Below are 16,886 nucleotides of genomic sequence, written 5' to 3' on the forward strand. Positions count from 1 at the left end.
TGGCCAGCGCGCTGTGCGCGGGTTGCTGGTCAGCGCGGGCTTGGGCCCGCGGGTCGTGTTGTGTGGAGCGCACGACTCGCTTCGCCTCGTGCTGGCAGGGGCGTGGTGACGTGGCGGGGTTGGCTCGCGTGACCGTGAGCGTGCCACGCCGTTCTCGCTGTCAAGGCCTGCGCGCGCTCGGCGCGCTGGCGGCCTGCGGCCGTCTTCGAGCCTTGACCGCTGCGCTTCGGCGTGACCGTGACGGTCCTGGGCAATCCCGCCCTTTTCTTGGAGCGTCACATGACTTTCTCGTACTTCTTTTTGAGCGACGAACAGGTTCAGCGACTTGTCGCGAATGGCCGCGCATCGCGCGAATTTGATGCGCGCGACGAACTCTTCGATCCGTCACCGGTGGTCAAGCTCTTCACGCCGGATGCCGGCGCGACGTGGTTGCTGAGCGAGATCGATCCCGACGATCCGACGATCGCCTTCGGTCTGTGCGATTTGGGGCAGGGCTATCCCGAGTTGGGATGCGTGAGTCTTGACACGCTGGCTTGCCTGAGGGGGCCGTTGCGCTTGCCGATCGAGCAGGACGTGGGATTCCAGGCGACGCGACCGCTCAGTGCCTATGCAGTCGCTGCGCGCCTGGCGGGCCGGATCGAGGCCTGAGCGGTCGGCCTGTGCCGGCAGCTGCGCTGCCGGCATTTGTTTGTGCTTCTTTCCTTCTTTTGTTCTTTTTCCTTCTCTCGTTGTGAGGGGCGCTGCCTCTTGCGTCTTTGGAAGGACGGTCTGGGGTGTGCTCACAGGGGTGTCCGGCGTCGCCTTCGGGTCGCTGCCTTGTGGTCAGGCCGTTCCCGGGACCGCCTCTTTCCGACGCCTGGCTGCGGGCCTTGCGGCCGCCAGGGTGCGGCTGCGCCCCCGGCCTCACCCGGTCCCTGCGCTTTGCTGCGGGCTGCGGCTTGCGGGCGGGCCCTGGCGCCCGCGCGGTCCTCGCCGTCATGGCGTCGAGGCGGCTCCGCGGGAGCCGGCCCGTCACCTCACAGAAAGGCAGACTCCCCATGGACAGCTCCGATCCTCGTACGCCATTCTTCCCACCCCCCGCCGTCGCAGGCGGCGCGCCTGGTGCCTGCGGTCCGCGCGAACCACAGGCTTCGATCGTGTGGCGCTATGCCCTCAGCGTTGATCGTCGCTGGGCCCTGGTTTTCGATGCGCAGGGGCGCAATCTTGGGGAAGTTCACCGTCCCGCCCTGGCCGCGGGGCCTGATGGCCGGCTTCTCACCTTCGAGCAAGTCGTGCGTCTGATGTGTGCGGCGCCGCGCATGCGCACGCTGTTGCAGGAGATCGTCGCATCTGGTGGCGCCGACGTGCCCGCGTCCCGTGCGCAAGATGGGTGCTTGGCGCGTGCCCGCGCGCTCCTGGCGGAGCTGGGGTAGCTGTCTCGCCGACGCGGCCGCCCTTGTCATTGGCTGGCGGCGGCGGCGGGGCCATGCGATCGTATGCGGTCTCTTTTTGCTCAGGGAATCACGATCGATGTGTCGGTCTTCACGCGATCGAGTGCCACGAGCGAGCGAAAACTCTTGACGGCCTCGTTCTGCGCGAACAAGCGCCGCGTGAGACCTTCGTAACTGCGCATGTTGGGCGCGACGATGATGAGCACGCAACTGACGCCACCCGTCACGTAAAAGCATTGTTGGACTTCGGGCGTGTCCCGAAAAAGCGCTTTGGCGCGATCCACCGTCGACGCTCGCTCGTCGACGAGTTGTACCTCGACGATGGAGGTGATGGTGGCCGACACCGCCTCCGGGTCGACGATCGCCACGTTTTTCATGATCACGCCCGCCGCCTCCATGGCCGCGATGCGCCGTTGAACGGCTGCCGCGGACAGATGGACCTCCTCGGCGATCACCCGCTGTGGTGTCTTGTTGTCACGTTGCAGGATGCGAAGGATCTCGCGGTCCTGGCGATCGAGCGCGAATTCGGTGGCCGGGGGCTTGGGTGCCATGTCGAGTGAAAAGTGCGTCCGGGTGGCGATTTTCGGGTGATTTAATCAAGGCGGCGAATATAAAGTGCGCGGATGACCTCAGTTTCCAACACACGGCCTGTCGGCGCGGTCCCCTCCCACCCCCTCCTGGGGGTGGCCTGCGGCGCGGGTGCCGGGGCCCTTTGGGGGCTGGTTTTTCTGGCGCCGGCGCTGGTCAAGGACTTCGACCCGTTGCAACTGAGCATCGGTCGATACCTGTGCTACGGCCTCCTTGCCGCGCTGATGCTTGCGCCGCGCTGGCGGCAGGTGGCGACGAGCTTGTCGCGATCGCACTGGTTCACCTTGTCCTGGCTCGCCCTGACTGGGAACATCGTTTACTACATCTTGTTGTCGAGTGCGGTGCAGTTGGGAGGCATCGCCATGACCTCACTGGTGATCGGGTTCCTTCCGGTGGCTGTGACCGTCATCGGCAGTCGCGACACCGGCGCGGCGCCCTTCAAGGCGCTCGTGCCGTCGCTTCTGCTGAGTGGCGCCGGCGCGCTTTGCATTGGGTGGGAGGCCTTGGCCGCTTCGAATGCGGCGGCGCCGGGGTCGAGCGGGCTCGGGCTTGTGTGTGCCGTTGGCGCGCTGGCGTCCTGGACAGCGTTTGCGGTGGGCAATGCGCGTGCCCTGAAGCGGATGCACGTCGTCTCTGGACACGACTGGAGCCTGTTGACGGGGATCGTCACGGGCGCGCAGAGTCTGCTCTTGCTGCCGCTGGCCCTGCTCCTGGCGACGACGCAGCACGACGCGCATCAGTGGGTGCGATTCGCCTCGGTGTCGCTGGCCCTGGCTCTGGTGGCTTCCATCGCAGGCAATGCGTTGTGGAACCGGATGAGTCGCCTGCTTCCCCTCACGGTGGTCGGACAGATGATTCTTTTTGAGACCGTTTTCGCGCTCGTCTATGGCCTTGCATGGGAGCGCAGGCTGCCGAGCGTGTTCGAGACGCTCGCGCTCGTCTTCGTGGTCTCGAGCGTGCTGGCTTGCCTCGCCGCGCATCGCAGCTTGCCCGAGAAAAGAGAGCTCGCTTGAGCGGACGCTCGGGCAAGGCGATTGCACGGCGCTGACTGGCGCCTTCACCCCCGGTCAACCTGATCGCGGGTGTTCGGCATGCCGAACACCGGTCGAAGAGGGGGCGAGGGGCTCGCCGCTGGCGAGGTCGGGCGCTCACATGAGCGTGGAAACCTGGTTTCCAGCGGTGGGCGCCTCGCTTTTATTGGGCCGCGGGCGCGTTCGCCACCGCGGCCACGCCGGGCGCGCGCATGGCCGCCTCGTAGCGCGCATCGGTCAGCGTGCCGAGAAACGCGCTGATCGCGTCGATCTCCTCGTCGCTGAGCCCTGGCGTGCTGCCCGGGCGGCGGTTCATCGGCGTCGAGTTCACGTTGATGTTCGCGCGGTGCGCGGCGGGCACGTCGTCGAAGGTGGAGCGGCCGTGGTACCACTTGGCCGGATCGGTCGAACGCGTGGCGTAGAAGGCCACCGCCTCGCGCAGCGTGGCGAAGGTGCCGTTGTGCATGAAGCTCTGGCGCACCGCGACGTTGCGCAGGCCCGGGGTGCGGAAGTAGCCGCACCACTGGCCGGGATCGGGCCAGCGCAACTGCGAGGCCGTGCGGCACAGGCCGTTGTCGAAGTGGCGCGCGTCGCGGTTCGCGGGCAGCGCCAGGTTGCGCGGCACGGCGATCGCGTCGTAGCCGAAATCGGTGAACAGCGAGCGCTCGGGCCGGCTCGCGGTGTCCGAGAGCGTGTGGCAGGACATGCAGTTGCCCTTGCCCGGATTCTTGAACAGCGCCAGGCCGCGCATCTCCTGCGGGCTCAGCGGCGTGCGCAGGCGCAGGTAGTCGTCGAAGCGCGAGCTGAAGGGCGCCATCTCGTCGCTCTGCAGGTAGGCCTGCAGCGCCAGGCCGATGCCCTGGACCATGCGCTGCGGATCGCGCAGCACCTCGGGCCCCAGCGCCTGCGACAGCGCCGGCGCGAGTTCGGTGGCGCGCACCTTGCGCAACAGGCTGCGCGGCGAGGCGTTGTTCATCTCGTCGGGATCGAACAGCGGGCCGCGGACCTGCTCGGCCAGCGTGTCGGCGCGGCCGTCGGCGAACAGGCCGCCGAACGGCGAGGCATAGGGTGCGTCGTCGTCCTGGTAGAAGTGGCGCCGCGGCACGTAGCGCACGTACAGCAGCGAGGGCGCGGTGCGCGCGCTGAAGCGGCCCGCGCGGCTGCCTTGCGGCGTGCGCGGCCCCGCGAGCGAGGGCGCATTCAGCGTCGAGGTGAAGGCGCGCAGCGGGTCGTGGCAACCGGCGCACGACAGGCCTTGCGGCTGCGACAGCCGGGTGTCGAAGAAGAGGCGCTTGCCCAGCGCCGCCAGCGCGGGATCGGGCCGGAACACGGCCGCCGTGGGATCGACGCGCGCGGCCAGCTTCGGCGTGGCGCCGATGTGCTCGATCACCTGGCTCGCCGGGCCGCCCGGGCCGATGACCTGCATCGATCCCGGGGCGGCGCCCGCGGCACCCACGATCCATCCGAGGCAGGCCGCGCCCAGGGCGAGCGCGGCGCCCGCGAGCGGGGGGAAGCGCGTCGAGCGCCGCGTCACGGCGTCAGGAAGCCGGTCTTGTCGCAGCTCAGCGCCCGACCGGTCTGCCCGCAGGTGGCGAGCAGCTTGCCGGCCACGGTGTAGGCCTTGAAGGTCCAGCCCACGTCGGGCGACTTCTTGCGCTCCATCAGCATGAAGCCGAAGGTGTTGTGGTGCGTGATGCGGTCGATGGTCACGCCCGGCGCGGGCGTGGTGCCGGCGGGCAGTGGGTCGGGCAGCGCCACGTCGAGGTTGTCGCCGCCGTTGCCCGTCACCACGGTGGCCGGATGGTCGGTGGCGAAGTTCAGCGCCTGGAAGTCGTGCACGTGGCCATGCAGCGCGATGTGCACGCCGCTCGGGTAGTAGGCCTTCGCATAGAGGTTGTTCATCACCGACTGCAGCGCGAGGTTGCCCGGCGCGGGCGTCGCGCCCGCCACCGGCGCGAAGGCCAGGATCGGGTGGTGGTTGGTGAAGATGGTGGTGCTCATGCCCGGCTTCGCCGCCAGCGCCGCCACGGCCTGGAACTGCTTCTGGTAGGCGATGAACTGCGGGTCGTCGGTCTTCAGCGCCGCCTTGCCGGCCTTGGCCGAGTCGAACACGATGACCTGCGAGCCGCCACCCAGCGACACGGCATAGGGCTCGGCATAGTTGCCCGTGCTGTCGTTGGCCGGGTCGTTGCACGAGCGCTTGTCGGCATAGGCGCGCGTGTCGAGGAAGCGGTACCAGCCCTGGCCGCCGCGCGCGCACTCCTCGTGGTTGCCGCGCACCAGTACCCAGGGGGCTTTCGCGAGCAGAGGCGCGGCGGGCCTGAAGAAGTCGGCCTGCCAGGTGTCCCAGCCGTAGCCCCAGGGGCTGTCCTTGCAGCCGGCCACGTCGGCCGGGCAGGCGTTCTCGCGGTAGTGGTAGTCGCCAATGTGCAGCACCAGGTCGGGATCGAAGCCGGCGGCGGTGGCGGCCAGCGGCGCGAACGGCCACACGCTGCTGTCGTTGCAGGGCTGGTAGGCGTTGTCGGCCTTCTTCAGGCGGCAGCCGGTGTCGGCCAGCACCAGGATGCGCTGCGGCTCGGCCTTGGGCAGCGGCAGCGAGCGGCTGCCGACGGCGACCTGCTTCGCGCCCGAGGGAAGGGTGGCCTCGCAGGTCGACACCGGGAATTCGGACGGCTTCGAATCGGCGGGATCGCTGGCGGTGGTGCGCAGCGGCATCGAGCCCGCGCCGATGCGCAGGCTCATGCGGCTGGCCTTGCCGTCGACCGTGATCTGCGGGCAGGTGGCGTTCGCATCGGCCGCCGTGTCGGCGGCCGGCGCGGCGTAGCTGGTGATGACGCGCGCGAAGGCCGCGTTGCCGTCGCCGACCTCGACCCAGGCGGCCTGCAGGTTGGCGTCGGCCGTGGCCGCGTCGGGCGCCGGGGCGGGCGGCGGCGCCGAAGCCAGCGGCGCGGCGGGCGCGCCGGGCACCGGCACGAAGCTGCTCGAGGAGCCGCCGCCGTTGCAGGCTTGCAGGGCGGCGATGGAAGCGAGCGCGGCGAAGGCGGCGAGCCAGCGCAGGCGGCGTGCGTCGAGCCGCGCGCGCGGCGTCGTGGGAGTGGCGTGCATGGGGATCCCTCTGTTGTGGGTTGTTGTCGTGGGCCCCCGGACGATACGAAGCGAACATGCAAGCCGTGTTACAGCGCCGTGTCAGCGGCGCGCGCCAGCCCCTTCACGCCTGCATTCCGCTCACTTCGCGCCCGGATGCAACCCCAGCACATTCGCCCCGATGGCCGGATCGACGAAGCGCTCGAGCCGCTGCGGATGCAGGATCACCGTGATCTCGCACGAGCCCGTGCCCACCGTCAGGCCCAGCAGGTGGCCGCCCGCGCCGATGAAGCTGCCGTCGGTCACGATGCCGTGCGCATGGATCGAGGGCTTGCCCTCCTTCCAGGCGATCGAGCCCGTGAGGTTGGCGAGTTCCACGTTCTTGAAGGTCTTCGGGTCGAAGACCTTCCTCGAGAAGTCGTAGAAGCCGAAGGTGGCCTCGCGCATGAAGCCGATGCCCACGATGCTGGCGCTCGGTATCTGCTCGACCACGGCGAGGCGCTCGAGGTGGGCGAGCACGTCGTCGCCGTTGCGCAGCACCATCAGGTAGCCGGTGGGCGTGCGCGTGACCTTGCCGGTCAGGTCCTGAGCGCCGGCCGAGGCGCTGAAGGCGAGCGAGGCACAGGCGGTGGCCAGTGCGAAGAGGGCGGATGCGAGGGTCTTGAACATCGGTCTGTCTCGTTTCTTTTTGAAGATGCAACCAGGTTGCGGATTCGGCTTGCGCCGCACGGGTGAGGAACGGCCGCACGCCAGCACCGAAAGTGCTGGCGCGCCGCTGTCCGGCACGGGGAGCCGCGGGCCGTGGCCCGCGGAAGATCAGGAACTCACGGGGCGCTCGTGCCCTGGGCGACGGCCGCGTGCACCTTGGCGCGCAGCCGCGCGACGTCGACGACGAAGCGGCTGTGGGTGCCGCTCGCGACTTCCTTGTCGCCTTCGTGCACCGTGAACTCGAAGTCCACGCCGCGGCCGTCGACCGCGCGCACCCGCGCCTCGATGCGCACCGGCTGGCCCAGCAACGTGGCGCCCACGTGCTTGAGCGCGATCGCGGTGCCGACCGAGGATTCGCCCGCGCCCACGTGATCGAGCAGGAAGTCGAGGCAGGTCTGCTCGACGTCGCGCACGAGCTCGGGCGTGGCATAGATGCGCAGGTCCTCGCCGAGGAAGTCGACCGTGCGCGGCCGGTCGATCACGAGTTCGCGGCGGGTGAGGGCGCCTGCGCGCAGTTCTGAATTCATGGGGTTCGTCCGAAAGCGTTGAGCGTCAATTGACGTTGTCCCGACTGGCTGTGCGTCGGCGCGAAGGGCAGTCTAGGAATCGCGGCGCCGAGCGGCAAACGAGTTTTTCTCGAAGCATTGCGTAGAAAATATTGAAGGCCCGCGCCCCCGCCCCGTGCCCGCTCCCGAAGGAATACGTCCACCATGTCGCGCCCCATTCCCCCGCTCAATCCGCTGCGTGCCTTCGAGGTCGCGGCGCGGCACCTGAGCTTCACGCGCGCGGCCGACGAGCTCTTCGTCACGCCCTCGGCCGTGAGCCACCAGATCAAGACGCTCGAGGAGAACCTCGGCATCGCGCTGTTCGTGCGCGACACCAAGTCGCTCGCGCTCACCGCCGCCGGCAAGGCCTACCTGCCGGGCATCCAGGAAGCCTTCAAGCAGGTGATGTATGCGACGCAGCAGCTGCGCCAGTCGCAGGGCACGCCCTCGCTCAAGATCAACCTGCCGCCGACCTTCGCAGTCAAGTGGCTGATCCCGCGCATGCGCCGCTTCATGCAGGCCTACCCCGACATCGACCTCGAGATATCGACCTCCAAGCACATGGTCGACTTCACGCGCGAGGACTTCGACATGGCGGTGCGCTACGGCCGCGGCATCTACCCGGGCCTGCACTCCGAGCTGTGCCTGCCGGTCGAGGTGTTCCCGGTCTGCAGCCCCGCGCTGATGCAGGGCGAGCATCCGCTGCGCACGCCGGCCGACCTCAGGCACCATGTGCTGCTGCACGACAACAGCACCTACAGCGACGTGAGCAACCCCGACTGGGGCATGTGGCTCGAGCATGCGGGCGTGAGCGACGTGGACGTGACGCGCGGCCCCTCGTTCTGGCCCAGCCACCTGGTGATCGCCGCGGCGGTCGACGGGCTCGGCGTGGCGCTGGTGAAGAAGAACTGGGTGATGAAGGACCTGGCCGACGGCCTGCTGGTGCGGCCCTTCGACGTCACGTTGCCGGTGGAGTTCTCCTACTTCATGGTCTATCCGCAGGACCGCGCCGCCGATGCGCGCATCGCGGCCTTCGTGTCATGGGTGCACGAGGAACGCGCGAAGGACGAGGCGGCCGCTCAGAGCCTGTAGAGCCGCACGGCGTTGTCGTGCAACAGCTGCCGGCGTTCGGCCTCGGAGTGCCCGGCGATGGCCGCGAGGAAGCCGCGCAGAATGGTTTCGTAGCTGGCCACGAGGCTGTCGACCGGGAAGTTGCTCGCGAACATGCAGCGCGACGCGCCGAAGATCGCGATCGCGTCGCGGATCAGCGGCACGTTGGCCTCCTCGGTCCATGGCAGGCCGCGTTGGCCCAGGCCCGAGATCTTGATCGCGGTGTTGGGCGCATCGGCCAGACGCTCGAGCGCGCGGCGCCAGCCCGCGAGGCCCTCGGCGCTACGGTCAGCGGGCAGGCCGCTGTGGTTGAGGATCAGCAGCGTGCGCGGAAAGTCGCGCGCGAGCTGCGCGGCCTGGTCGAGGTTCCACCAGGGGGCCTGCAGGTCGAAGGAGAGCCCATGCGTTTCTAGCAGCGCATAACCGGCGCGCCAGCGCGCATCGTCCATCGAGCCCGCCACGCCGCGTGCGGCCTCGGCGGCCGACGCGGCCGTCACCGGCTTGTGGCGGATGCCGCGCACCAGCGCGAACGCGGCCTGCGCCGCGAGCACCTCGGCCGCGTCGCCACGATCGAGCGCCGCATGCGCGACGATCGCCGAGGGCCGGCCCTCGGTGGCCGCGAGGCCGGTGAGCCAACGGGTTTCGGCCACGGGATCGGCGCGTTCCCACTCGGCCTCGATGTGCACCGTGCGCGCCGGCGCGAAGCCGCGCGTGTCGCGCGCGAGATCGGCCGGCAGGTAGTTGCGCTTCAGCGCCGAGTAGTCGCCGTAGCGGAAGTTCGGCACCGTCTCGCCCTGCAGCCAGGGATAGGGATGCGCATCGAGGTGCCAGAAATGCTGGTGCGCGTCGACGAAGGGTTCGCTGAATTCGAAAGCCATCGCGCGATTCTCGGCCGTGCGCCCGGCCTCAGCTCGACAGGTTGATCTTGCCCGCGAGCGCCTTGAAGAACTCGCTCTCCCTGGCCATCACCGCCTCGAGCGCCGCGTCGTCGGCATAGGTGTCGGTGCTGAAGTGCAGCTTGGCCAGCGCCTCGAGCCAGGCGGGCTCCTTCACGGCCTTCGCGACCGCGCCCTTGAGCACCGCGATCACGTCGTCGGGCGTGCCGCGCGGCGCCGACAGGCCGCGCCAGATGCCGATCGACAGGTCGATGTTGCGTTCCTTGAGCGTCGGGATCTTCTCGAAGCCGTCGGCCACGCGCCGGTCGGCCATCACGGCCAGCGCCTTGAGCTTGCCCGCGGCCACGTAGCTCGACACCTCGGCCGTGCTCACCGTCACCGCGTCGATGTGGCCGCCGAGCAGCGCCAGCACCGCGGGCGCGCCACCGGCATAGGGAATGTGGTTGAACTTCGCGCCGGTCTTCTCGGCCAGCGCGGCGGCCGCCATGTGCCAGGTCGAGCCATGGCCCGCGTTGCCCACGCGGATGTTCGCGTCGCCCTTGCGCGCGGCCTCGAGGAACTGCTCGAGCGTGGCGTAGGGCGCATCGGCGCGCACCACCACCGCGGCCGGGTCGGCATTGAGCCGCGCGATCGGGCGCAGGTCCTTGTACGAGAACTTCGCCAGGCCCAGGTGGTTGAGAAAGGTCAGCTCGGTCGACGACAGCACGATGCGGTAGCCGTCGGGCTTGGCGTTGACCACGTCGCCCAGCCCGAGCACGCCGCTGGCGCCGGGCTTGTTGATGACGACCACCGGCTGCGGCAGGTACTTGGCGACCGCCGCGCCGAAGGCCCGGCCCACCACGTCGGCGCCGCCGCCGGCCTGCCAGGGCACGACCAGCTCGATCGGCTTGTGCGGATAGGCGCCGCCCTGCGCCCGTGCGAAGCCCGGCGCGAACAGCAGCGCACCCGAGAGCGCGGGGATGGCGCCGAGCCAGCGGCGGCGCGAGAGGTCGATGGTGCTCGTTTGCATGGTCTTGTCTCCGTCTCGTTGTGTTTCTTGCGTGTCTCAGTCCGCCGTCGCGTCGGCCGCGGCATGCGCCGCGCCGAACGCGCCGCTGCTTCGCAGCACGGCGATGTGCTCGGCCGTCATGCCGATCTCGCCGAGCACCTGCTCGGTGTGCTGGCCCAGCAGCGGCGCCGGATGCCGCACCTGCTGCGGCGTGCCGCCGAGTTTGACCGGAAAGCCCAGGGCGCGTGTCTCGCCCTCCACAGGATGCTGGATCTTCAGCACCATGTTGCGCGCCACCGCCTGTTCGCTTGCCAGCGCTTCGGCGTAGTCGTAAATCGGCGCGGCCGGCACGCCCGCGGCCAGCAGCGCATCGACCCATTCGGTGGCGGTGCGCCGCGCGAACTCGCGCTCCAGTTCCTCGATCAGCACCACGCGGTTGCGGATGCGCAGCACGTTGTCGGTGAAGCGCGCGTCGCGCACCAGGTCCTCGCGCCCGATCACGCCGCACAGCGCGGTCCAGAGCTTGGGGTTGGCCGCGCCGATGACGAAGGGCCGGTCGGAGGCGCGCACCGCCTGGTAGGGCGCGCTCATGCGGTTGGCGCTGCCGATCGGCGTGGGCACCTGGCCCGTGCCCCAGTACTCGGCCGACTCCCACACCGACAGGCCCAGCGCGGTCTCGAACAGCGAGGCATCGACGAACTGGCCCTCGCCCGTGAGGCCGCGGCCGATCACCGCGCTGAGGATGCCGTAGGCCGCGAACAGGCCCGCGCCCAGGTCGGCCAGCGGTATCGCCGACTTCACCGGCGGCTCGCCCGGATGGCCCATCACGCTCATCACGCCGGTCATGGCCTGCGCGATCAGGTCCAGGCCCGGGCGTTTGGCCCAGGGGCCGGTCTGGCCGAAGCCCGAGATGCTCGCGTACACTAGCCGCGGGTTGAGCTGGCGCAGGGTCTCGTAGTCGATCTTCAGCCGCGCGGCCACGCCGGGGCGGTTGTTCTCGACCAGCACGTCGGCCTCCTTCACGAGGGCGTAGAAGGCCTCGAGGCCGGCCGGGTTCTTGAGGTCGATCTCGATGCTGCGCTTGTTGCGGTTGAGCGCGAGGAAGCCGCCGCTGTCGGCGCCCTTGAGGCGAAAGCCCATCGAGCGGCGGGTCTGGTCGCCGATGCCGGGCGTCTCGACCTTGATGACGTCAGCGCCCATGTCGCCGAGCAGCATGCAGCAGAAGGGGCCGGCCATGATCTGGCTGACGTCGAGGACCTTGATGCGGGAAAGGGGAAGGGTCACGCGGGGGCTCCGGATCTGGAAAGGAGGGTGGCGGGCTCAGCGGCCCGTGAAGACCGGCTTGCCCTTGGCCAGGAAGGCCTGGAAGCCGATGCGGAAGTCCTCGGTGTCGAAGCAGGCGTAGGCTTCGGCGTTCTCCTCGGCCGACAGCGGCGCGGGCTGCGCGAGCCGGCGCACGAACTTCTTGTGCCAGCGCGCCACCAGCGGCGCGCCGTTGGCGATGCGCCGCGCGGTCGCGTAGCCCTGCTCGAGCACCGCGGCGTCGTCGACCACGCGGTTCACCAGGCGCTTCTCGAAGGCCTCCCTGGCATCGAACACGCGGCCCTCGAGCACGATCTCGAGCGCGGTCGCGCCGCCGACCAGGTCGACCAGACCGCCGAGCTCGCCGTACGACATCACCAGGCCGAGCTTGTTGACCGGCACGCCGAAGCGGCTCGAGCTGCCGCAGATGCGCATGTCGCAGACGGTGGCGATCTCGAGCCCGCCGCCCACGCAGGCGCCCTCGATCACCGCGAGCGTGGGGTGCTTGCTGGTGGCGATCGCATGCATCGCGCGGTGCGTGACCTCGGCATAGGCGGCGGCCTGCGCCGCGTTGGCGCGGCTGCGCTGGAACTCCTCGATGTCGGCGCCGGCCGAGAAGGCCTTGCCGCCGGCGCCGCGCAGCACCACGCAGCGCAGCGCGTCGTCGGCCGAGAGCTCGGCGAAGGCATCGGCCAGGCCCTGCCACATGACCTGGTCCATGGCGTTCATCTTGTCGGGCTTGTTGAGGGTCACGGTCGCGATGCGGTCGTCGCGCTCGACCAGGATGAGCGAGGTCATGTCGGCTTGTCTCTTTCGTAGGGGGCGGGTTGCGAACGGGCCGAAGTCTAGGGAGCGGTCCGCGCGCGGCCAAACGAAAAAAACTGGGGAGGTCTTCAAGAAAAACTCGCGCCCGGCAGGGCCCCGCGGCTTGTGAATTTTTCTCGCCCGGACTTCAAGTAAATCCACGTTGCCGCCCCCGGCACCCGTTCCTAGACTCGCGGCCCACGACGACCGGCACCGCTTCGAGCGGCACGCCGGCACCACGGACCACCGCCGAGACAAGGAACCAGCGCATGGCGCTCATCAACTACATCACCCAGATCCAGATCGATTTCGGCGCCGTGCAGCTGCTGGCGCAGGAGTGCGACCGCCTCGGCATCCGCCGAGCGCTGGTCGTGACCGACGCCGGCGTGCGCGCCGCGGGCGTGCTCGAACGCGTGACCGCGCAGCTCGGCGCAGGCCGCGAGTTCGTCGTGTTCGACGGCACGCCCTCCAACCCCACCGAGCGCGCGATGCGCGCGGCCGTGGCGCTCTACGCGGAGCACCGCTGCGACGGCATCGTCGCGGTCGGCGGCGGCTCGCCGATCGACCTCGCCAAGGGCGTGGCCGTCTGCGCCACGCACGAAGGGCCGCTGAAGTCCTTCGCGGCCATCGAGGGCGGCGTGGCGCGCATCACCGCGGTCACCGCGCCGGTGATCGCCGTGCCCACCACGGCCGGCACCGGCAGCGAGGTGGGCCGCGGCGCGGTGCTGATCCTCGACGACGGCCGCAAGGTCGGCGTGCTCTCGCCGCACCTGGTGCCGCGCGTCGCGCTGTGCGATCCCGAACTCACGCTGGGCCTGCCGCCGATGCTGACCGCCGCCACCGGCATGGACGCGATCGCGCACTGCATGGAGACCTTCATGGCGCCGGCCTTCAACCCGCCGGCCGACGGCATCGCGCTCGACGGCCTGCGCCGCGCCTGGCGCCATATCGAGCGCGCCACCGCCACGCCCGGCGACCGCGAGGCACGCCTGAACATGATGAGCGCCTCGATGCAGGGCGCGCTCGCGTTCCAGAAGGGGCTGGGCTGCGTGCACAGCCTCAGCCATTCGCTCGGCGGCATCGCGCCGCGCCTGCACCACGGCACGCTCAACGCGATCCTGCTGCCGGCCGTGATCCGCTTCAACGCGCAGGCCGAGTCGATGCGCAAGGACGAGCGCCTCGCGCGCATGGCGCAGGCCATGGGCCTGGGCGGCGGCGACGAGGTGGCACCGGCCGTCGCGGCCATGAGCGCGCGCCTCGGCCTGCCCACCGGCCTGGCCGCGCTCGACGTCTCGCCCGACCTGTTCCCGCGCGTGATCGAAGGCGCGCTCAAGGACCACTGCCACAAGACCAATCCGCGCGAAGCCAGCGTGGCCGACTACCAGGCCCTGCTGGCCGAGTCGATGTAAGCCCCGAAAAGAACACAAGGAGACAACGCCATGCAACGCCGCCGCTTCATCGCATCGACACTGGCCGCCAGCGCGGCCCTGCCTTTCGCCACCGTGCGCGCGCAGACCGCGCCGCTGCCCACCACGCCCGTGCGCATCGTCGTCGGCTTTCCGCCCGGCGGCGGCACCGACGTGATGGCGCGCGTGATGGCGCAGAAGCTCGCCACCCTGTGGGGCGTGCCGGTCACGGTCGAGAACAAGGCCGGCGCGGGCGGCGTGATCGCCGCCGAGTACGTCGCCAAGCAGCCGAACAACGGCACCACGCTGCTGATGACCAACATCAGCAACCATGCGATCGCGCCCGCGCTCTATCCCACGCTGGGCTATGTGGTGGAGCGCGACTTCACGCCGCTGGTGCTGGTGGGCGTCACGCCGAACCTGCTGATCTGCAACCCCTCGAAGCCCGCGCGCACGGTCAAGGACCTGGTGGCGCTGTGCCGCGACAAGCCGGGCACCGTGACCTTCGGCTCCTCGGGCGCTGGCGCCTCGCAGCACCTGGCGATCGAGCTCTTCAAGCTGCGCGCGGGCGTCGATGCGCTGCACGTGCCCTACCGCGGCTCGGGCCCGATGCTCACCGACCTGATCGGCGGCCAGATCGACTACAGCTTCGAGACCATGACCTCGGCCACGCCGCACGTGGCCAGCGGCAAGCTGGTGGCGATCGCGCAGACGCGGCCGCGGCGCTCGAAGGCGCATCCCGAGGTGCCCACCGTGGCCGAGCTCGGCTACCCGGGCTTCGATGCCAGCACCTGGTATGGCCTGGTCGGGCCGGCGCAGATGAACGCCGCGATGGTGCAGCGCATGAACGAGGACTTCAACCGCGTGCTCGCCATGCCCGACGTGGCGGAGAAGCTCGCGAGCTACGGCGCCGAGGACGGCGGCGGCAGCGCCGCGAAGTTCGCCGAGTTCATCGGCACCGAGAAGGACAAGTGGGCCAAGGTGGTCAAGGAAGCCAAGGTCACGGTCTGAGCGGCGGCCCCCGGGAAGGCGCGCGCCTTCCCCGAATTTCAACGACAGGAGACGACAACCATGCACAGGAATTTCAGGTCCCTGGCCGGCGCGCTGCTGGCCGCGCTGCTCGGCCTCGGCGCCGGCGGCGCCGCCGCGCAGGCGCCGGTCAAGCTGCGCTTCAGCCACACCGTGCCCGAGAGCGATTCGCAGCACAAGGCCGCGCTCGAGTTCGCGAAGCGCGTGAAGGAGCGCACCGGCGGCGCGGTGGAGATCCAGGTCTTCGCCAACAGCCAGCTCGGCAACGACGTGACGCTGGTGACCGGCGTGCGCAGCGGCACCATCGACATCGGCGCCACCGGCAATCCCTTCGTGACCGGCCTCGCGCCCAAGCTCAATGCGCTCGATCTGCCCTACCAGTTCGCCGATGCGCAGCAGGCCTACCGCACGCTCGACGGCCCGGTCGGCCGCTCGCTGCTCGACGAGCTCGGCACGCACCAGATCAAGGGCCTGGCCTTCTGGGAGATCGGCTTTCGCAGCCTGGGCAACAACAAGCGGCCGATCAACGGCGCGGCCGACATCAAGGGCCTGAAGATCCGCACCACGCCCAATCCCTCGCACCTCAAGGCCTTCCAGCTGCTGGGCGCGAACCCGCAGCCGATGCCCTTCGCCGAGGTGTTCGGCGCGCTCGAGTCGGGCGCGGTCGACGGGCAGGAGAACCCGCCCACGCTGATGCTGTCGTCGAAGATGTACGAGGTGCAGAAGTACCTCTCGCTCACGCGCCATGCCTACACGCCGCTGGTGGTGATCATGAACAAGGCGCGCTTCGATGCGCTCAAGCCCGAGTTCCAGAAGGCGATGCTCGAGGAGGCCGCGGCGGCCGCGAACTTCCAGCGCAAGCTCAACAACGACGGCGAGAAGGACGCGATCGCCCAGCTGCGCGCCAAGGGCATGCAGATCAACGAGACGCCCGACGTCGCGAGCATTCGCCAGGTGGTGCGCGAGGAGACCCGCAGGATGTACGTCGAGAAGAACGGCGACGCGGTGCTCAAGGCGATGGACGCGCAGCCGTGAGCGCCGTGCTTCCCGCCGCCATCGTCGACGCGCACCACCACCTGTGGCACCTGGGCGAGGGCCACTTCCCGTGGCTGCAGGACGGCTACGACGCCGGGGCCTTCTTCCTCGGCGACTACGCGGTGCTGCGGCGCGACTTCGGCGTGGCCGACTACCGCGCCGCCACCGAAGGCCTGCCGGTGGTGGCCACGGTGCATGTGGAGGCCGAGCGCTCGCGCGCCGAGTCGCTGGCCGAGACGCGCTGGCTGCATACCGTCCACGCGACGCACGGCTTTCCGAATGCCGTGGTGGCCAACGTCGAATTCCTCGCGAGCGATGCCGAAGCGCAGATGCGCGCGCAGGCCGAATGGCCGCTGGTGCGCGGCGTGCGCTGCAAGCCGCGCATCTCGCGCGGCCCCGACCACAGCGTGCGCGGCGAGCCCGGCACCCTGCAGGACGAACGCTGGTGCGCGGGCCTGGGCCTCCTGCGCGACAACGGCCTGCTGTGGGACGTGCGCGTGCCCTACTGGCACCTGGAGGAAGCGGCCGAGGCCGTCGCGCGCTTTCCGGGGTTGCGCGTGGCGATCGAGCATGCGGGCCTGCCCTGGGACCGCAGCGAAGCCGGCCTCGCGCACTGGCGGCGCGGCATGCGCGCGCTCGCGGCGCTGCCCGAGGTGATGGTCAAGCTCTCGGAGTTCGGCCTGCCCGATGCGCCCTGGAGCGCCGACAGCAATGCGCGCGTGGTGCGCGAGACGGTCGAGATCTTCGGCGCCGGGCGTTGCATGTTCGCGAGCAACCTGCCGGTGTCGGGCCTGCGCGCGCCCATGGCCGAGGTGGTGCGCGCGGTGGCCGAGGGGCTGGACGGCCTCGACGACGCGGCGCGCGACGCGGTCTGGCGCGGCAACGCCTTGCGCTTCTACCGCATCGACACGGCCGGCCCGGGGCGCTGAA

General features: G+C 69.9%; 17 protein-coding genes. 8 read left to right on the forward strand and 9 right to left on the reverse strand.

Annotation, left to right across the window (positions count from 1 at the left end):
• The first annotated feature begins 279 nt into the window (after window positions 1-279).
• A complete protein-coding gene (locus ACODT0_RS00005; RefSeq protein ID WP_261206484.1) occupies window positions 280-648 on the forward strand; it encodes a DUF2958 domain-containing protein in 369 nt (122 codons plus the stop codon).
• Between the two features lie 389 nt (window positions 649-1,037).
• The gene (locus ACODT0_RS00010) at window positions 1,038-1,412 is read left to right on the forward strand and encodes a hypothetical protein (protein WP_261206483.1); all 375 of its coding nucleotides are present in this window, start codon (window positions 1,038-1,040) and stop codon (window positions 1,410-1,412) included.
• Window positions 1,413-1,492: 80 nt separating this feature from the next.
• Here the strand turns inward: ACODT0_RS00010 and ACODT0_RS00015 are convergent, their stop codons facing one another.
• Entirely contained in the window at window positions 1,493-1,981 is a 489-nt protein-coding gene (locus tag ACODT0_RS00015; RefSeq protein ID WP_057597190.1) for an Lrp/AsnC family transcriptional regulator, read from the reverse strand.
• A gap of 72 nt (window positions 1,982-2,053) precedes the next feature.
• On the opposite strand from ACODT0_RS00015, the gene ACODT0_RS00020 reads away from it, so the two are divergent.
• A complete protein-coding gene (locus tag ACODT0_RS00020) occupies window positions 2,054-3,031 on the forward strand; it encodes a DMT family transporter (RefSeq protein WP_489040144.1) in 978 nt (325 codons plus the stop codon).
• Between the two features lie 181 nt (window positions 3,032-3,212).
• On the opposite strand, the gene ACODT0_RS00025 is transcribed toward ACODT0_RS00020, so the two are convergent.
• From ACODT0_RS00025 to ACODT0_RS00040, 4 genes are all read right to left on the reverse strand, one after another.
• Window positions 3,213-4,583, reverse strand: coding sequence for a cytochrome-c peroxidase (locus tag ACODT0_RS00025; protein ID WP_489040145.1), 1,371 nt, complete (start codon window positions 4,581-4,583; stop codon window positions 3,213-3,215).
• Window positions 4,580-6,154 (reverse strand): metallophosphoesterase family protein, encoded by a 1,575-nt coding sequence (locus ACODT0_RS00030; RefSeq protein ID WP_489040146.1) that lies wholly within the window; start codon window positions 6,152-6,154, stop codon window positions 4,580-4,582. Before ACODT0_RS00030 ends, ACODT0_RS00025 begins: the two co-directional genes overlap by 4 nt.
• Window positions 6,155-6,274: 120 nt before the next feature.
• A complete protein-coding gene (locus tag ACODT0_RS00035; protein ID WP_296728988.1) occupies window positions 6,275-6,802 on the reverse strand; it encodes a PPC domain-containing DNA-binding protein in 528 nt (175 codons plus the stop codon).
• 155 nt (window positions 6,803-6,957) lie between these two features.
• Window positions 6,958-7,368, reverse strand: coding sequence for a thioesterase family protein (locus ACODT0_RS00040; protein WP_489040147.1), 411 nt, complete (start codon window positions 7,366-7,368; stop codon window positions 6,958-6,960).
• 183 nt (window positions 7,369-7,551) lie between these two features.
• Between ACODT0_RS00040 and ACODT0_RS00045 the strand changes: the two genes are divergently transcribed.
• On the forward strand, window positions 7,552-8,478 hold the full coding sequence (locus tag ACODT0_RS00045) for a transcriptional regulator GcvA (protein WP_203206473.1): 927 nt from the start codon (window positions 7,552-7,554) through the stop codon (window positions 8,476-8,478).
• On the opposite strand, the gene ACODT0_RS00050 is transcribed toward ACODT0_RS00045, so the two are convergent.
• Genes ACODT0_RS00050 through ACODT0_RS00065 form a run of 4 tightly spaced genes read right to left on the reverse strand, consistent with a single transcriptional unit; the run spans window position 8,466 to window position 12,480 of the window.
• On the reverse strand, window positions 8,466-9,374 hold the full coding sequence (locus ACODT0_RS00050) for an amidohydrolase family protein (RefSeq protein WP_489040148.1): 909 nt from the start codon (window positions 9,372-9,374) through the stop codon (window positions 8,466-8,468). The genes ACODT0_RS00045 and ACODT0_RS00050 overlap by 13 nt on opposite strands.
• Window positions 9,375-9,402: 28 nt before the next feature.
• The gene (locus ACODT0_RS00055; RefSeq protein ID WP_296731216.1) at window positions 9,403-10,401 is read right to left on the reverse strand and encodes a Bug family tripartite tricarboxylate transporter substrate binding protein; all 999 of its coding nucleotides are present in this window, start codon (window positions 10,399-10,401) and stop codon (window positions 9,403-9,405) included.
• A 36-nt stretch (window positions 10,402-10,437) separates the two neighbouring features.
• Entirely contained in the window at window positions 10,438-11,664 is a 1,227-nt protein-coding gene (locus tag ACODT0_RS00060; RefSeq protein ID WP_489040149.1) for a CaiB/BaiF CoA transferase family protein, read from the reverse strand.
• Window positions 11,665-11,700: 36 nt separating this feature from the next.
• Entirely contained in the window at window positions 11,701-12,480 is a 780-nt protein-coding gene (locus ACODT0_RS00065; RefSeq protein WP_479668634.1) for an enoyl-CoA hydratase/isomerase family protein, read from the reverse strand.
• 275 nt (window positions 12,481-12,755) lie between these two features.
• Here ACODT0_RS00065 and ACODT0_RS00070 point away from each other — a divergent pair, with 275 nt between their 5' ends.
• From ACODT0_RS00070 to ACODT0_RS00085, 4 genes are read left to right on the forward strand one after another with little or no spacing between them, the layout of a single operon-like run.
• A complete protein-coding gene (locus ACODT0_RS00070; protein WP_489040150.1) occupies window positions 12,756-13,895 on the forward strand; it encodes an iron-containing alcohol dehydrogenase in 1,140 nt (379 codons plus the stop codon).
• A gap of 30 nt (window positions 13,896-13,925) precedes the next feature.
• Window positions 13,926-14,903 carry a Bug family tripartite tricarboxylate transporter substrate binding protein gene (locus tag ACODT0_RS00075; protein WP_057597082.1) on the forward strand — a complete coding sequence of 326 codons (978 nt, stop codon included), beginning with the start codon at window positions 13,926-13,928 and terminating at the stop codon, window positions 14,901-14,903.
• 60 nt (window positions 14,904-14,963) lie between these two features.
• Window positions 14,964-15,956 carry a TRAP transporter substrate-binding protein gene (locus tag ACODT0_RS00080; RefSeq protein WP_093352731.1) on the forward strand — a complete coding sequence of 331 codons (993 nt, stop codon included), beginning with the start codon at window positions 14,964-14,966 and terminating at the stop codon, window positions 15,954-15,956.
• Complete coding sequence (locus tag ACODT0_RS00085; protein WP_489040151.1) at window positions 15,953-16,885, forward strand: amidohydrolase family protein; 933 nt, start codon at window positions 15,953-15,955, stop codon at window positions 16,883-16,885. Before ACODT0_RS00080 ends, ACODT0_RS00085 begins: the two co-directional genes overlap by 4 nt.
• The last annotated feature ends 1 nt before the right edge of the window (window position 16,886 follow it).

Source organism: Variovorax sp. FG153 (assembly GCF_057809595.1).

Bases quoted from the DNA above. Each gene is read 5' to 3' on its own strand.
- ACODT0_RS00005 (WP_261206484.1), top strand. From the start codon at position 280: ATGACTTTCTCGTACTTCTTTTTGAGCGACGAACAGGTTCAGCGACTT.
- ACODT0_RS00010 (WP_261206483.1), top strand. From the start codon at position 1,038: ATGGACAGCTCCGATCCTCGTACGCCATTCTTCCCACCCCCCGCCGTC.
- ACODT0_RS00015 (WP_057597190.1), bottom strand. From the start codon at position 1,981: ATGGCACCCAAGCCCCCGGCCACCGAATTCGCGCTCGATCGCCAGGAC.
- ACODT0_RS00020 (WP_489040144.1), top strand. From the start codon at position 2,054: ATGACCTCAGTTTCCAACACACGGCCTGTCGGCGCGGTCCCCTCCCAC.
- ACODT0_RS00030 (WP_489040146.1), bottom strand. From the start codon at position 6,154: ATGCACGCCACTCCCACGACGCCGCGCGCGCGGCTCGACGCACGCCGC.
- ACODT0_RS00035 (WP_296728988.1), bottom strand. From the start codon at position 6,802: ATGTTCAAGACCCTCGCATCCGCCCTCTTCGCACTGGCCACCGCCTGT.
- ACODT0_RS00040 (WP_489040147.1), bottom strand. From the start codon at position 7,368: ATGAATTCAGAACTGCGCGCAGGCGCCCTCACCCGCCGCGAACTCGTG.
- ACODT0_RS00045 (WP_203206473.1), top strand. From the start codon at position 7,552: ATGTCGCGCCCCATTCCCCCGCTCAATCCGCTGCGTGCCTTCGAGGTC.
- ACODT0_RS00050 (WP_489040148.1), bottom strand. From the start codon at position 9,374: ATGGCTTTCGAATTCAGCGAACCCTTCGTCGACGCGCACCAGCATTTC.
- ACODT0_RS00055 (WP_296731216.1), bottom strand. From the start codon at position 10,401: ATGCAAACGAGCACCATCGACCTCTCGCGCCGCCGCTGGCTCGGCGCC.
- ACODT0_RS00065 (WP_479668634.1), bottom strand. From the start codon at position 12,480: ATGACCTCGCTCATCCTGGTCGAGCGCGACGACCGCATCGCGACCGTG.
- ACODT0_RS00070 (WP_489040150.1), top strand. From the start codon at position 12,756: ATGGCGCTCATCAACTACATCACCCAGATCCAGATCGATTTCGGCGCC.
- ACODT0_RS00075 (WP_057597082.1), top strand. From the start codon at position 13,926: ATGCAACGCCGCCGCTTCATCGCATCGACACTGGCCGCCAGCGCGGCC.
- ACODT0_RS00080 (WP_093352731.1), top strand. From the start codon at position 14,964: ATGCACAGGAATTTCAGGTCCCTGGCCGGCGCGCTGCTGGCCGCGCTG.